Here is a 14904-nt window from a genome sequence, read left to right on the forward strand (position 1 = left end):
GCGCTGAACGCCCGGCAGGAAAGCCTCGTCTCAGAGGCCGTTGTCCTTCAGGATCTGGGCGGCATTTTCCTTGGTGATCTTCTGCGTCGGCAGGGTGATGGTCTTTTCCACCTTCTCCCCGTTCAGGAACTTGATCGCCTGCCGCAGCCCTTCGGCGCCCGGCGTCACATAAGTGAACGTCGCCGTCAGCTCGCCATTGGCGACCAGCTGCACGCCTTCATTGGGCAGGCCGTCGATGCCGATGAACTTGATGTCCTTCTCACGTCCGACGTCCTTGGCGGCAAGATAGGCGCCATAGGCCATCGGATCATTGTGGCCGTAGACAAGATCGATTTTCTCGTTGTTGCGCAACGCCGTCGCCATGATGTTGTAGGCCTGGTCCTGCTTCCAGTCGCCCGACTGCTGGTCGAGCAGGTATTTTATGCCTGGCTCCTTATCGGTGAATTCATGGAAGCCGTCATGGCGGTCGTGTGCCGGCTGGGTGCCCATGCCGCCCCAGATCTCGACGACGTTGCCGGCGGCCTTGCCCTTGCCGCCAAGCAGCTCGACGGCATATTCACCGGCAGCCCGGCCGATCAGCTTGTTGTCGCCGCCGACGAACTGCGTGTAGTCGTTGGTTTCGACGTTGCGGTCGAGCACGAAGACCGGGATCTTGGCATCGATCGCCTGCTGCACGACACCGGTCAGGCCGGCGGATTCTTTCGGTGATACCAAGAGCGCATCGACCTCCTGACGGATAAGGTTTTCGACATCGGCGACCTGCTTCTCGGTCTTGTCCTCGCCGTCGGTGATGATCAGCTCGAGTTCCGGATGCTTGGCCGCTTCGGCCAGGATGTCCTTGTTGAACTGGGCGCGCCAGGGTTCGATGGTCGTCACCTGCGAGAAGCCGATCTTCCACTTCTTGTCCTGCGCATGGGCGCCGCCGGCAAGCATGGCGGTCGTGGTCAGGAGTGCCGCTGTCAGCCCGGCGAGCTTCAACAATTCACGTCGTTTCATTTCTTGTTTCCTCCAATATTCAGAGACGCGGTCTCTTGCGACGGCCGCTTTGCCGCGGCCGTTTCCTTGTGCGCTTGCCCGCCGGGCAGTCGCAGATAGAAGAGAAGATCACCGGCACTGCGCTCCTGTACGAGCACGGTACCGATGATGATCATCCCCTTCAGCACCAGCTGAAGGTTCGAATTGATGTTGTGCAGTTGCAGGATGTTGGAGAGCAGCCCGAAGATCAGCACGCCGCAGAACGTCCCGGTGAGGCTGCCGCGTCCGCCCATCAGGCTGGTGCCGCCGATGACCACGGCGGCAATGGCGTCGAGCTCCAGCCCGGCGCCGGCGTCCGGCTTGCCTTGCCGGTACTGCGCGACATAGAGCACCGCCGCGATGCCGGCCAGCAGCCCTGACACGGCATAGGTGGCGATCTTCACGCGGCCTGCGGCGATGCCCGACAGCCGCGCCGCCTCCTCATTGCCGCCGATCGCATAGACATAGCGGCCGAACGGGGTGAAGCGCAGCACGGCGCCGTAGATCAGGATGGCGCCGAGGAAGAACAGGCCCGGCATCGGGATCACGCCGAATACCAGAGAGCGCAGCATTTCGAAATCGGCGGTGGCATTCGAGCCGGTGTAGACCGGCAGCACCGCATTGTTCTGGCCGGCTGTCAGCCGGGCGATGCCGAGCGCAGTGACCATCATCGCCAGCGTCACGATGAAGGGCTGCAGCCGCCCGGCGACGATGATGAAGCCGTTGAGCGCGCCGAACAGCAGGCCGACGCAAGGCGCCACCAGCAGCACGCCGAGCACGCCGAATTTTGAGCCCACCTGCGGCAGCAGGAACCACAGCACCAGACTGCACAGGATCACCCCGACAATGCCGGGCGTCACCAGCCCGCGAACGCTGTCCAACCTGATGTCGTGCGTGGCCTGCGCGCCGGCGCGGGATTTTTCGATGTTCAGCAGGATGAAACGAGTGACGAGAATGCCGAGGCAAAGGGCTGCCAGGGCAACTGTCGGCACCCCCAGCACCACCGCCGGCGTCACGCCGGGGACCGTCAGCAGCATGGCACAGACGACCGTGCAGATAGCCATCAGCGAGCCGACGGAAAGGTCGATACCGCCGGTGATGATCACCGCAGTCATGCCGGTGGCAATCAGCCCGGTGGTCGACACCTGGCGCAGCACATCGAGCAGGTTGCCGTAGGACAGGAAGATGTTGTTGCCCTTGGAGCTGATCGGCGAGCCGAGCACGCCGATCAGGAAGATGGCGATCAGGCCCCAATAGAGCTTCGTCCGGGACAGGATATGCAAAATGCTCATGCGGCAGGCCTCGTCATCGTCCGTCGCGGCGCCGCAAGCCGCATGATGGCCTCCTCGCTGGCTTGCGCGCGGGACAGGATTCCCGTCTGGCGGCCGTCGGCCATGACCAGGATACGGTCGGAAAGATGCAGCAGCTCCGGCAATTCCGAGCTGATGACGGCGATTGCCAGCCCGTCTCGCGCCAGCTTGAAGATGAGATCGTAGATTTCCCGCTTGGCACCGACATCGATGCCGCGCGTCGGCTCGTCGAGCAGCAGCACCCGCGGCCTCGTCGCCAGCCATTTACCGATGACGACCTTCTGCTGGTTGCCGCCGGACAGCGTGCCGGCCGGCTGCTCGACGGTCTCGCAGCGAATTCCGAGCGCCTTGACGGCGTCCCGTGCCAGCCCTTGCTCGCCGGCCAGCGAGCGCAGGCCGAACCGCGCCAGCGCGCCGACCAGCGGCAGTGCGACATTGTCGGTGATCGAGGCCTCGAGGTGCAGGCCTTGCGTCTTGCGGTCTTCGGTGACCAGGGCGATGCCGAGCCGGCGTGCGTCGCGCGGCGAACGGATTTCTACTGCCTCGCCATCGAGCCAGATCTCACCGCCGGCACGGCCGCCGCTGGACCCGAAGATGGTTTCCAGGATTTCGGTACGGCCCGAGCCCAGCAATCCGCCGATACCGAGAATTTCTCCGGCGGCAAGATCGAAGCTGACGCCGTCGAGCACGGTGCGCCAGCCATGGCGATTGGGCTTCGACAGCGACAGCTCGCTTACGGAAAGGACGGTGTTGCCACCGGGAATGCGGTGTTCCTGGGAGGAAGCAAGCAGGTTTCGCCCGACCATCGCCGAAATTATGGCGTCTTCGTCGAGCTTGTCCATCGCCTGCGTCAGGACGTGGCGTCCATCGCGAAACACGGTGACGCGGCTGGCCAGATGCATAACCTCGTCGATGCGGTGCGAAATGTAGACGATCGCCACGCCGCTGTCGGCGAGCTGGCGGATGATGCGGAACAGCCGCTGGCATTCGGCCGGCGAAAGCGCCGAGGTCGGCTCGTCCATGATCAGAATGCGCGCCGACATCGACAGCGCCTTGGCGATCTCGACCAGCTGCTGTTCGCCGACGCGCAAGGCACCGACGCGCGCATCCGGGTCGAGCTGGATGCCGAGCCTTTGCAAGAGCGTTCCGGCGGCGCGGCTGCTCGCCTTGCGGTCGACGATCAGTCCGGCGATCAGCTTCTCGCGGCCGAGAAAAATGTTGTCGGCGACGCTGAGTTCGGGGACGAGGTTCAGCTCCTGGTGGATGATGGCGATGCCGGCGCGCTCGGCTTCGCGGACGCCGGTAAAGCGCACCGGGTGGCCATCGATACTGACCGTTCCGTTATAATCCGTGTAGACGCCGGACAGGATCTTCATCAGCGTCGACTTGCCGGCGCCGTTCTCGCCCATCAGCGCATGGACCTCGCCGCGCCGCAGTTCGAAGCCGACATCGACAAGCGCGGCGATACCGCCGAAGGACTTGGAGATGTGCTCGGCGCTCAGTACGACAGCCGAGCCGTCCGCCATAACGCCTTGCGCAGGGATGGAATTGCCGTGCTGCATGACAAGGACGGCCTCCCTCCGTCGTCACCGAACACCTCAAACGCTAATCTAAACGTTTCGATCATGTCAAGGCAATATCTGGAGCCTGAGATTGTTCCATTTCAATTCTTGCGCAAAATCATAAGATTCCGTACGTATTGCTACCGTGGAGTGGTGAAACGTTTCGAAAATGACAGCGTCAGGACGAAAAAAGCAGCGCAAATTCACTGCTCCGACTATGCTTCATGTGGCCGAGGCCGCGCGTGTTTCCGTGGCCACCGTATCGGCGCTGATCAACGGCACCGCGACCGTCAGCCCCGAGCTCAGCCAGCGCATCGAACAGGCGATCCGCGACATCGGCTACAAGCGCAACGCCATTGCCCGCAGCCTGAAGATGGGCACCACACGCACCATCGGGCTCACCGTCCCACACATCACCAATCCGTTCTTTACCGACGTCGTTTCGGTCATCCAGCAGGCTTTCGACAGGGCCGGCTACGCCGTCATGCTGTGCTGCACCGACGAGCACCTGAACACGCAGGACGACCAGATCAGGCTGCTGCTCGACCGCATGGTCGACGGACTGATCGTCGCGCGTGTCGGTGACGGCGCGATCCTCAAACGGATTGTCGACGACGCCAATGTGCCGGTCGTGCTGCTCGACCGTGTTTGCCAGGGTGTCGACACCGATGCCGTCGTTCTCGACAATCAGCGCGCGGTGTTCGACGCCATCACTTACCTGATCGATCTCGGCCATCGGCGCATCGGCTACATCTCCGGCTCGTTCGATATCTCGCCGATGCATGACCGCATGGCGGGATACCGCGAGGCCCTCCAGGCCGCCGGCCTGCCGGCCGAGACCGAACTCGTCCGCTTCGGCAACTTCCACGAAGTCGATGGCTACAACGCAACCATGCAGCTGCTTTCGCTGCACGACCGGCCGAGCGCCATCTTTTCGGCCAACAACCCGATGGTGATCGGCACCATGAAGGCCATTCGCGATATCGGCCTGTCCTGTCCGGAGGATATTTCGGTCGCCTGCTTCGACGATTTTCCGTGGTCGGATGTGTTCCGGCCGCAATTGACCACGGTCGCCCAGCCGGTGCAGGCGATTGGCGAACAGGCGGCCAATCTGCTGCTCGACCGGCTCGCCGGAAACAGGGATGCGCCGCCGCGCAAACTGACGCTCAAGGGACGCTTGATGATCCGCAATTCATGCCGTCCGCCAGGTGCGATCGCGCAGAGCGTCAGCGCGTAGCGCTTGGGCTCTGTTCAGAAACTTTGCAATGCCGGACGGACAGCGCTCCCTCTGTCCTGCCGACCCCGGGCCTTCGCAGCCACTACGGGCGTTCGTCTTTCGAAAACCGAGCAATTGAAGGACGCGGCGCCGATCGAGCCAAGTGGCCAACAATCAGCCAGCCGACAGTCAGGAAAATCTTGGCAATCGAAGCATGTCGGTTTAGGAATATGACGAGATGCGGCTGATCGCCCACACGGGCGCCGGCTTGAGTCATGCGCGTGAGATCGATCCTAATCGGGCTGGTACTTGCTGGGATGGCCGCATTCTTCGGCTGCACCACCGGCGGCGCATTAAAGACTTTCCCCTCGGCCTATGGCGGCCTCACCGACGCCGGTTTTCGCGTTCCGCCGGTTCCGATCTACAAGGTTGACCAAAAGTTCCGTCGGCAGACAGTGCCTTATGCGACTGAAGAGGCGCCGGGCACCATCATTGTCGATACAGGAGCGAAGTTCCTCTACTACGTGTTAGGAGACGGTCAGGCACTGCGCTACGGCATCGGCGTCGGCAAGGCGGGCTTCGAGTGGCATGGCACTGCTCACGTTGCGAGGAAGCGCGAATGGCCGGATTGGAGCGCGCCGTCCGCCATGATTGTACGCGAGCAGAAGCGAGGCCGCATCATACCGGCCCATATGGAGGGCGGACTCGTGAACCCGCTCGGTGCGCGGGCGCTTTATCTTTTCAACGAGAAGGGTGACACTGGATATCGCCTGCACGGTAGCCCCGAATGGTGGTCCATCGGCAAAGCCGTGTCTGCGGGCTGCATTCGCCTCATGAACCAGGACATCATCGATCTCTATGACCGCGCCACAATCGGCACCAAGGTGATCGTCATTTAGTGGACGCCGCGTTTCCCGCTAACGGACGAGCATGACGGATCGAAAACCTCCGCGTAAAACGCGCGAAATGTTCGCTATGTCTTCGCACACCTGTTCGCGATGTTCCCTGCCTAAGGCCGGCCTTGCCCGCAACAGTGGCAAGTGGCGAACCAACTCTCAGGCAGCTTCCGACAGCGATTTGTGAGCGTCGGCCAGGATCTCGAACGAGCGCACCCGCGCCGCATGGTCGAAAATCTGCGCTGTGACCATCAGCTCGTCGGCCCCTGTGCGGCGCACAAACGCCTCGATGCCTTGCCTGACCGTTTCCGGGGAGCCGACGACGGCGCAGGAAAGCGCTTGGCCGAGCATGGTCTTGGCCATTGGATCGAGGTCGCGCTCATATCCTTCGACCGGCGGCGGCAATCGGCCGGGCCGGCCGGTGCGCAGATTGACGAAGGCCTGCTGCAGCGAGGTGAACAACAGCCGCGCCTCGGCATCGGAAGGAGCGGCGAAGACGTTGAGGCCGAGCATCACATAAGGCTTGTCGAGCTGCTCCGAAGGCTGGAAACGCGAGCGGTAGATCTCCAGAGCATGGTCAAGCTCGGCCGGCGCAAAATGCGAAGCGAAGGCGTAGGGCAGGCCGAGCATGGCGGCAAGCTGCGCGCCGTAGAGGCTGGAACCGAGAATCCAGATCGGCACCTTTTCGCCTTCGCCGGGCACCGCGCGGATGCGTTGGCCGTCTTCGGCCGGCTGCAAGTAACCCATCAGCTCGACGACGTCCTGCGGGAAATTGTCGGCGCCAGCGTCGAGGTTACGGCGCAGCGCCCGTGCCGTGGCCATGTCGGTGCCGGGCGCCCGCCCGAGGCCGAGATCGATGCGACCAGGATGCAGAGCGTTGAGCGTACCGAACTGCTCGGCGATGACCAGCGGCGAATGATTGGGCAGCATGATGCCGCCGGCGCCGACGCGTATCGTATTGGTGCCGCCGGCCACATGGGCAATGACCACCGAGGTGGCGGCGCTGGCGATGTCCGGCATATTGTGGTGCTCTGCCAGCCAATAGCGCCGGTAGCCCAGCCGCTCGGCATGACGGGCGAGATCGAGCGAATTGGCGAGTGACTGTGAAGCGTTGCTGCCTTCGACGATCGGCGACAGGTCGAGAACGGAAAGAACGGTCATCGGCGCGGGTTTCCTGTGGGCCGAAGGGATGTAGGAAGCCGTTGCCGAGGCGGCAAATTCAAAATGTTGATGGAGCGCTGGGGGAAACGGACGTGCGACCGATGCAAGGTCGTGATCTGCCCCATCGGGGGGACGCTTTTGACCCTTTAAGCCGCTACTTTTTCACCTCGGGAATCTCTTCGTCCTCGATCGCTGCCGTGTGTTGCGCCGCCAGGAAATTGCCGACATGGCTGAGACCGTCGAAATGATCGCAGAACACCTTGATGACGACCAGCAGAGGCACCGCCAGCAGCGCGCCGACAAAACCCCACAGCCATGACCAGAAGGCGATGGCGATGAGGATCGCCACTGCGTTGATTTCGAGACGGCGGCCGACCACCGTCGGCGTCACGAACTGGCCTTCGACGACATCGCACATAAGGACGAAGGCCGGCGCCAGCAGCGCATAGGAAATCGTGTCGAAGCTTATCAGCGCGATGATCGTAACCAGCGTGATGGTGGTCAGCGCCCCGATATAGGGCAGGAAATTGAGCAGAGCCGCTGCCGCGCCCCAGACCTGCGCGTTGGGCACGCCGAGCGCCCACAGGCCGAGCCCGATGACCACGCCGAGACATGTATTGATGACCGTGACAGTAAGCAGATAATGCGAGATTTCACGTTCTACGTCGTAGACGACGCGCAGCGCCCGCTTCTTTTCGCTGAGACTGGGGAAGGACTGGACGATCTTTTCATAGAACATCGTGCCCGAGGCGAGCAGGAACAGCGACAGGACGAAGACGATGGTAACGCTGGCGCCGGCCGACAGCACATTGCCGGCGGCCTGCGAGAGAATACCGGATGGCGCCGTCGCCACCCTCTGAACGCCTGGCTCCTGGGATGTCTGTGTCAGGCCCTCGATCTGGCGCGAAATCTCCACGATCCGTTCGAACGGACGGCGCAGTTGTGCCAAACGTTCGGTAAGCTGCTGGCCGATCGTCGAGGTGTTGTTGATGAGGTCGATGACCGGGCCGCTGAGCAGATATCCCGCGACGGCGACGAGGCAGAACGAAAGCAGCACCAACAGTGTCGCTGAAATGACATCGGGCATGCCATGCTTGCGCAGGAAGCGAACGATCGGCGTCAGCGTCAGCGCCAGCAGGAAAGCCAGAATGACCGGCATGAAGAAGGCGCGGGCGAAGTAAAGCGCGTAGATCGCCATGAGAATGAAGATGCCGACGAGCAGCGAACGCATCAGATGCGCATCCGCCCGCGCCTCGACGCGCGGATCCGGGCTTTCGGCAGCGCTTGCGCCCGAAGCGTCGGGTTCGGCTTTCATTCTGACCCTCGGCGGCACACCGCGATTGGTGCAGACCGTTGGCGAAAACGCCTCTGTCGCTTCAAGGTTCCGTTAGCCGGCGTCACCGGCAAGGCCGCCTCGCGGCCTTGCCAATAAATCAGGTGACTGGGAATCAGGCAACCGGCGCCGCCACGGCGGGAACGGCCTTCGCAGTTTCCCGGCGCACGATCGGCGCCACTTTGGTGCCGTAGAGTTCGATGGCCTTCATCACCTTGGCGTGCGGCATGGTGCCGATCGCCATTTGCAGCAGGAAGCGGTCGTTGCCGAATATCCTGTGCTGGGCAATGATCTTCTCGGCCACCTGTTCTGGATTGCCGACGAACAGCGCGCCGTTTGGGCCGCGCGATTGGTCGAAATGCGCCCGCGATGTCGGCCCCCAGCCGCGCTCGCGGCCGATGCGGTTCATCACCTCGGCCTGCGGCCCGTAAAAATCGTCGGCTGCCTGGTCCGTGGTGTCGGCAATGAAGCCGTGCACGTTGAGACTGGTGGCAAGGCTTGCCGGATCGTTGCCGGCGCGCCTGGCTGCATCCCTGTAGATGTCGAACAGCGGTGCGAACCGCGCCGGCTCGCCACCGATGATCGCCAGTGCCAGCGGCAACCCGAGCACGCCCGCGCGGGCGACGGATTGCGGTGTTCCACCGACGGCGATCCAGATCGGCAATTTGTCCTGCAAGGGCCGCGGATAGACGCCGCGGTCGTTGATCGGCGCGCGCAGACTGCCCGACCAGGTCACCTTGACATGATCGCGGATGGCGAGCAGCAGGTCGAGCTTCTCGGCGAAGAGCTCGTCATAATCTTCGAGATTGTAGCCGAACAGCGGAAAGGACTCGATGAACGAGCCGCGCCCGGCCATGATCTCGGCACGGCCGCCGGACAGAAGATCGAGGGTGGCAAACTGCTGGAAGACGCGCACCGGATCGTCGGACGACAGCACGGTGACAGCGCTGGTCAGCCTTATGCGCTTGGTCCGTTCGGCCGCCGCCGCCAGCGCCACCACCGGAGCCGAGGCAGCATAGTCGGGACGGTGGTGCTCGCCGAGACCAAAGACGTCCAGCCCGACCTGGTCGGCGAGCTCGATCTCCTCGATCAGGTTGCGCATCCGCTCATGCGCACCGATCGCACCGGGACCTGGTTCCGGGCTGACGTCGGCGAAGGTGTAGAGACCGAGTTCCATAGTGTGTCATCTCAGCGTTTTGTCTTGGCGCTACACGTAGCGATCAGTCCGCCGCCCCGCCAGATGCCTGGATGGTGAACAGTGCGGGTGCCTTTCAGCCGAATTCAATCGAAATGGCGTCTCCCGGCTGCAACAGATCAGAATTTCATGGCTGGCATACCGTTTTGGCGCTTGAACTCTCGGTTTTCGCGCGTATGTAAGCCTCGCAAATTGACTTCAGGGAAGTGGACTTGGCTATCTATAGGGAAAAAGACGTTTTCGAGCGGCGCAATGCCGCAAACGAGGCAAAGAAGGCGCTTCTGGAGCGCTTCAAGGCAAAGCCGGCGCCAGATGATCCAGCGGTGCTGGCACGACAGGCCGAGCGCAAGGCGATCCTCGAGGCCCGCGCGATACGCGAGGCCGAAAAGGCCAGGCTGAAGCAGGAAAAGCTGGCGCGCGAAGCGGCCGAAAAGGCCGAGCGCGAGGCAGCTGCCGAAGCGGCACGCATCGCCGCGGAAGAAGCCGCACAGGCCGAAGCGAAGATCCGGGAAGCTGAAGAGAACGAGCGGATCGCCCGTTTTCTTGCCGACGAGGCCGAACGCAAGGCCAAGCGTGACGCACGCTATGCCGCGCGCAAGCAGCGCACCGGCAGGACGCCGCCCGGCTTCTCCGCGCGATAGCGCCTTTCGGCACTGATCAGCCGAATTCAAGAATCAGGGCCGCCTTGCAGGGGCCCTGAACGCGTTCGTCTGTCAGAATCGGCTAAGCCGCGAGCTTCAGTCCCATGATGCCGCAGACGATTAGCGCGATGCAGGCCAGCCTGATCGCGGTCGCTGGTTCCCCGAGCAGCCAGATCCCCAGCAGCGCCGTGCCGACGGTGCCGATGCCGGTCCACACCGCGTAAGCGGTGCCGACCGGCAACGCCTTCAGCGCCAGGCCGAGCAAGGTTAGGCTGACGATCATCGAGGCTACCGTCAGGACGGTCGGCAGCGGCTTCGAGAATCCGTCGGTGTATTTGAGGCCGATCGCCCAGCCGATCTCGAACAGTCCGGCGAACAACAGGAAGATCCACGACATCGGAACGCTCCGTTTCGATGGCTTCCGGCCGATTTCTTGAAAAGCGCAAAAATTGCCTTCGCCGCATCCATAGGGGATGCGCGTGAGCTTAGTGAACAATCATACCGGCCGCGTTTGCGGCCGGTCGAGATAAGCCGAAACGGTAGCTGCGGCCCTACTTGTCCTTCAGCTTCATCGCCTTCACCGGCGGTGCCTTCAGGGCCGGCGCCGGAGCCGGTTTCTTCGCGTCCTTCTTCGGCTTGCGGGCCTCCTTGCCTGCCTTCATCGCACCCTTAGCCATGACTCGTTCCTCCAGTTGATGTCTGGCGAAGTGAAACAAGAGAAAACGCTCGACTGCAAGAGGCCGCTGCCGTGCAGTCGCCCTGGCCGATGGCTGTCAACTGGTTTCTAATTCCCTCGTAAACCGCAGCGGTCCGTGCCATGGTCTTCTTCGCACTGCAGCATCAGCCCTTGCGTTTCGCCGGCTGATGATCAGGCAGGCCGGTCAGGACGACAATGCGGATCCACATCGGTTGCCAGATGAGCTTCGACTTCCCGCAGGAAACACCGCTGATCGCGATGCTAAACGTCCATTATTCGCGCGCATCCGATCTTGAGCGGCCGGACTTCCTGACGTCGAACCCGCCGGTGCCGATCGAAAGCTACCGCGACAGTTTCGGCAATTGGTGCAACCGTTTCGTTGCGCCGGCCGGGCGCTTTGCGTTCGGCACGGACGCGGTGATCCGCGACCCCGGCTCCTTCGAGACGCGCGAGCTGACGGCGTGGCAGCACGAGGTGCGCGATCTGCCGTCGGAGACGCTGCTGTTCCTGCTGCCCAGCCGTTATTGCGAGAGCGACGTGCTGTCGAATGAAGCGTGGCGGCTGTTCGGCAACACCCCGCTCGGCATTCCGCGCGTCCAGGCGGTCTGCGACTTCGTCCATAACCACATCGTCTTCAACTATTTCAATGCACGGCCGACGCGCACCGCCGCCGAGGCCTATCGCGAGCAGAGTGGTGTATGCCGCGACTTTGCTCACCTCGCTGTTGCCTTCTGCCGCGCCCTGAACATTCCGACCCGCTACTGCACCGGCTATATCAGTGATATCGGCCTGCCAAAGCCGTGGTCGGACATGGATTTCGCCGCTTGGATGGAGGTCTATCTCGGCGGCCGCTGGCATGCGTTCGACCCGCGCAATAACGCGCCGCGCATCGGCCGCATCCTGATTGCCTCCGGACGCGATGCCGCCGATGTGCCGCTGACCCACATTTTTGGGCCGGGCGCGCTGGCTGGCTTCAAGGTCTGGACGGACGAGGTCGTCGAATAGCCCCGCGCCGCCCTTTTGAACAACTGACCTTGTGAACAACTGGGCACTTCGGGCGTTGTGGGGACTGTGGAGCGTGGGCGGGCGCTCCGCCAATCTCGGTGCATCAACCAAGGCAGCACACCATGGCGGCGCATGGCGGGTCGAAAAAAGTGATCTATGCGGCGCTCGCCGGAAATCTTGCGATCGCACTGACCAAATTTGCCGCTGCCTTGTTCACGGGCAGCTCGGCAATGCTCTCGGAAGGCGTCCACTCGCTCGTCGATACCGGCAATGGCAGCCTGCTGCTTTACGGCATGCACCGTGCCGCCCGGCCGGCCGACCGCACGCATCCGCTCGGCCATGGCCGCGAGCTGTACTTCTGGAGCTTCATCGTTGCGCTCCTCGTCTTTGCACTGGGTGCCGGCATATCGTTCTACGAAGGCGTGACGCACATCATGGCGCCGGAGCCGATTGCCAACGCCAAGGTGAACTACGCTGTCCTTGGCCTTTCCTTCCTCTTCGAAGGCACCTCTTGGCTGGTGGCGCTGAAGGAGTTCCGCCACCAAAAAGGCAGCCACGGCTGGCTCGAGGCGGTGCAGCTCAGCAAGGATCCGAGTGTCTACACCGTACTCTTCGAGGACAGCGCGGCACTTCTCGGCCTCGTTGTCGCCTTCGCCGGCATATTGGCGGCGGAATTGCTGGACATGCCGAAGCTCGACGGCGCCGCGTCGATCGGCATCGCGCTCATCCTGGGCGGGACCGCGATCTTCCTGGCGCGCGAAAGCAAGAGCCTGCTGCTCGGCGAGCCGGCCTCGCCCGAGGTGCAAACAGAGGTGCTGGCCATCGTCCAGCAGGACCCGGCGGTGCAACGGGCAAATGGCGTGCTGACGCTGCATATGGGTCCGCAGGAGATCGTCGCCGCTTTGAGCATCGAGTTCGAGGATCATTTGTCGGCGCCGGAGATAGAGACCTGTGTCGAGCGCCTCGAGACGCGGCTGAAGGCGGAGATGCCGGAGGTGACGCGGCTCTTCGTCAAGCCGCAGACCACCGGCACCTGGGAACGCCGGAGCAAGACCTTGGCGGCGTCCGGAGGGGAACCGGCCTGAGGAAAATGGCTGCGCCATCGGGCAGTCCCGGTTATGATCGCGGGCAAAAGCTCCAGGAGGAACGAAGATGAAAATCGACGGCGCGTGTCATTGTGGCGCTATCACTTACGAGGCCGAAGTCGATCCGGAAAAGACCACCATTTGTCACTGCATCGATTGTCAGAAGCTAACCGGAACGGCCTTTCGCGTCACCGTGCCGGCGTCCGAGGACAATTACAGGATCACCAAGGGCACGCCGAAGATCTACATCAAGACCGGTTCGAGCGGCGCCAAGCGCGCCCAGGCATTTTGCGGTGAGTGCGGCTCGCATCTCTACGCCACGTCGGCGGGCGAGGGACCGAAGGTTTACGGTATCAGGGTCGGCACGGCACGGCAGCGCGAGCAACTGGTGCCGAGAAAGCAGATCTGGCACCGCTCGGCGCTGCATTGGCTGCCGGAATTCGAAGGCACAACCATCATCGAGGAGCAGTAGCGCCAGACCCGGGCGAAGCCTCCGGTTCCGGCGTAGCTCTCAATCGTCGCCTTCGACGACCCTTAGCCTCAACTGCCCGGTTTTCGAATCGGCGACGCGCGGGCTGATTTCCGCTTTTGCTCCGCTGCCATTCGAACCAGCGGTGTCCTCCGCCGGCTGCACGCCAAACTCCAGCGCCTCGATCTTTTGTCCGCGCCTGGTCACCTTCGATGTCGAGACAAGGATGTCCTCGATATCCTTGGCCGATTGACCGAAATGCGTCTGCAATTTGCGCACCCGCTCGTCGAGCCGGGAGACGTCTTCCATCAGCCGGATAACCTCGCCCTGGATCAGGTGTGCCTGCTCGCGCATGCGGGCATCCTTGAGGATCGCCTGGATGACCTGGATCGACAGCATCAAAAGCGATGGCGAGACGATGACGATCCGCGATCGATGCGCCTTCTGGACAACGGCCTCGAAATTCTCGTGGATTTCGGCGAACACCGATTCTGAGGGCACGAACATGAAGGCGGTGTCCTGCGTCTCGCCCTGGATCAGGTATTTTTCGGAAATATCCCGGACATGCACCTCGATGTCGCGGCGGAAAGCCTGTGCGGCGGACTTCTGCAGGTCGGCGCCTTCGGCGGCACGGATGGCATTCCACGCCTCGAGCGGAAACTTTGCGTCGATGGCAAGCGACGGTGCGCCGTTCGGCATCTTCACCAGGCAGTCGGGCCGGCTGCCATTCGACAAGGTCGCCTGGAATTCATAGGCGCCGTGCGGCAATCCGTCGGCGACGATGGCTTCCATGCGCGACTGGCCGAAGGCGCCGCGCGTCTGCTTGTTGGAAAGGATCGCCTGCAATTGCACGACCTGGCCGGCCAGCGACTGGATGTTGCCTTGCGCGATATCGATGACCGCCAGCCGTTCCTGCAGCTTGGCGAGGCTCTCATGCGTCGATCTCGTCTGCTCGGTCATGGTCTGGCCCAGGCGGCCGGTCATGGCATCGAGACGCTGGCCGATCGACTGTGTCAGTTCCGCCTGGCGCGCCCCGAACACTTCGGCGATGGCGCCCATGCGGCCCTGCATTTCCGCCTGGCTTGCCAAGATACCAGCCATCCGCCCCTCGGCGTCGCGGGCGTGGTCGGCGGCTTCGGCGGCCGCCACTGCACGCGCCTTGGCCGATCGCCAGAGCGCAACGACGAGCGCCACGAACAGGCCGAGGAACAGCATTGCGCCGAAACCCAGGGCTTGGCCGAGCGTGATCGTGGTGGCGCCGAGGCGGGCGACAGGTTCGGACAGGATGGTGGCCAGATCGTTCATGTCGACAGCATAGAT

General features: G+C 62.9%; 15 protein-coding genes. 6 read left to right on the plus strand and 9 right to left on the minus strand.

The window, feature by feature from the left end:
- Positions 1–30 precede the first annotated feature (30 nt).
- The 3 genes from NKI67_RS10500 to NKI67_RS10510 are packed head-to-tail and all read right to left on the minus strand — an operon-like array spanning position 31 to position 3886.
- The gene (locus NKI67_RS10500; protein ID WP_023676964.1) at positions 31–996 is read right to left on the minus strand and encodes a substrate-binding domain-containing protein; all 966 of its coding nucleotides are present in this window, start codon (positions 994–996) and stop codon (positions 31–33) included.
- The gene (locus NKI67_RS10505) at positions 993–2306 is read right to left on the minus strand and encodes an ABC transporter permease (RefSeq protein ID WP_023676963.1); all 1314 of its coding nucleotides are present in this window, start codon (positions 2304–2306) and stop codon (positions 993–995) included. Before NKI67_RS10505 ends, NKI67_RS10500 begins: the two co-directional genes overlap by 4 nt.
- Positions 2303–3886, minus strand: a complete 1584-nt coding sequence (locus NKI67_RS10510; protein WP_023676962.1) for a sugar ABC transporter ATP-binding protein — start codon at positions 3884–3886, stop codon at positions 2303–2305. The genes NKI67_RS10505 and NKI67_RS10510 overlap by 4 nt, the downstream gene beginning before the upstream one ends.
- 217 nt (positions 3887–4103) lie before the next feature.
- On the opposite strand from NKI67_RS10510, the gene NKI67_RS10515 reads away from it, so the two are divergent.
- Together NKI67_RS10515 and NKI67_RS10520 are read left to right on the plus strand one after the other, a co-directional pair.
- Positions 4104–5123: a LacI family DNA-binding transcriptional regulator gene (locus tag NKI67_RS10515; protein WP_023676961.1), complete on the plus strand. Its 1020-nt coding sequence runs from the start codon at positions 4104–4106 to the stop codon at positions 5121–5123.
- 254 nt (positions 5124–5377) lie between these two features.
- Complete coding sequence (locus tag NKI67_RS10520) at positions 5378–6001, plus strand: L,D-transpeptidase (protein WP_023676960.1); 624 nt, start codon at positions 5378–5380, stop codon at positions 5999–6001.
- 156 nt (positions 6002–6157) lie between these two features.
- On the opposite strand, the gene NKI67_RS10525 is transcribed toward NKI67_RS10520, so the two are convergent.
- The 3 genes from NKI67_RS10525 to NKI67_RS10535 all read right to left on the minus strand — a co-directional run bounded on the left by NKI67_RS10525 (position 6158) and on the right by NKI67_RS10535 (position 9669).
- Positions 6158–7159, minus strand: coding sequence for an LLM class flavin-dependent oxidoreductase (locus tag NKI67_RS10525; protein WP_352645276.1), 1002 nt, complete (start codon positions 7157–7159; stop codon positions 6158–6160).
- Between the two features lie 154 nt (positions 7160–7313).
- Positions 7314–8474: an AI-2E family transporter gene (locus NKI67_RS10530; RefSeq protein WP_023676958.1), complete on the minus strand. Its 1161-nt coding sequence runs from the start codon at positions 8472–8474 to the stop codon at positions 7314–7316.
- Positions 8475–8607: 133 nt separating this feature from the next.
- The gene (locus NKI67_RS10535; protein WP_023676957.1) at positions 8608–9669 is read right to left on the minus strand and encodes an LLM class flavin-dependent oxidoreductase; all 1062 of its coding nucleotides are present in this window, start codon (positions 9667–9669) and stop codon (positions 8608–8610) included.
- A gap of 230 nt (positions 9670–9899) precedes the next feature.
- Between NKI67_RS10535 and NKI67_RS10540 the strand changes: the two genes are divergently transcribed.
- The gene (locus tag NKI67_RS10540) at positions 9900–10328 is read left to right on the plus strand and encodes a DUF6481 family protein (protein ID WP_023676956.1); all 429 of its coding nucleotides are present in this window, start codon (positions 9900–9902) and stop codon (positions 10326–10328) included.
- An 82-nt stretch (positions 10329–10410) separates the two neighbouring features.
- On the opposite strand, the gene sugE is transcribed toward NKI67_RS10540, so the two are convergent.
- Both sugE and NKI67_RS10550 read right to left on the minus strand, forming a co-directional pair.
- Entirely contained in the window at positions 10411–10725 is a 315-nt protein-coding gene (gene sugE / locus NKI67_RS10545; RefSeq protein ID WP_023676955.1) for a quaternary ammonium compound efflux SMR transporter SugE, read from the minus strand.
- A 154-nt stretch (positions 10726–10879) separates the two neighbouring features.
- Complete coding sequence (locus NKI67_RS10550; protein ID WP_013528464.1) at positions 10880–11005, minus strand: hypothetical protein; 126 nt, start codon at positions 11003–11005, stop codon at positions 10880–10882.
- A gap of 215 nt (positions 11006–11220) precedes the next feature.
- Here NKI67_RS10550 and NKI67_RS10555 point away from each other — a divergent pair, with 215 nt between their 5' ends.
- The 3 genes from NKI67_RS10555 (at position 11221) to NKI67_RS10565 (ending at position 13587) form a co-directional block, all read left to right on the plus strand.
- Entirely contained in the window at positions 11221–12030 is an 810-nt protein-coding gene (locus tag NKI67_RS10555; RefSeq protein WP_023676954.1) for a transglutaminase-like domain-containing protein, read from the plus strand.
- A 122-nt stretch (positions 12031–12152) separates the two neighbouring features.
- On the plus strand, positions 12153–13115 hold the full coding sequence (locus NKI67_RS10560) for a cation diffusion facilitator family transporter (RefSeq protein WP_023676953.1): 963 nt from the start codon (positions 12153–12155) through the stop codon (positions 13113–13115).
- A 67-nt stretch (positions 13116–13182) separates the two neighbouring features.
- Complete coding sequence (locus NKI67_RS10565) at positions 13183–13587, plus strand: GFA family protein (RefSeq protein WP_023676952.1); 405 nt, start codon at positions 13183–13185, stop codon at positions 13585–13587.
- A 39-nt stretch (positions 13588–13626) separates the two neighbouring features.
- Here NKI67_RS10565 and NKI67_RS10570 read toward each other — a convergent pair whose 3' ends face one another.
- Positions 13627–14889, minus strand: a complete 1263-nt coding sequence (locus tag NKI67_RS10570; RefSeq protein WP_023676951.1) for a DNA recombination protein RmuC — start codon at positions 14887–14889, stop codon at positions 13627–13629.
- Positions 14890–14904: the final 15 nt, after the last annotated feature.

The sequence above is a fragment of the Mesorhizobium sp. M0408 genome (genome assembly GCF_040321495.1).
In the GTDB taxonomy this organism is placed as follows: Bacteria; Pseudomonadota; Alphaproteobacteria; order Rhizobiales; family Rhizobiaceae; genus Mesorhizobium.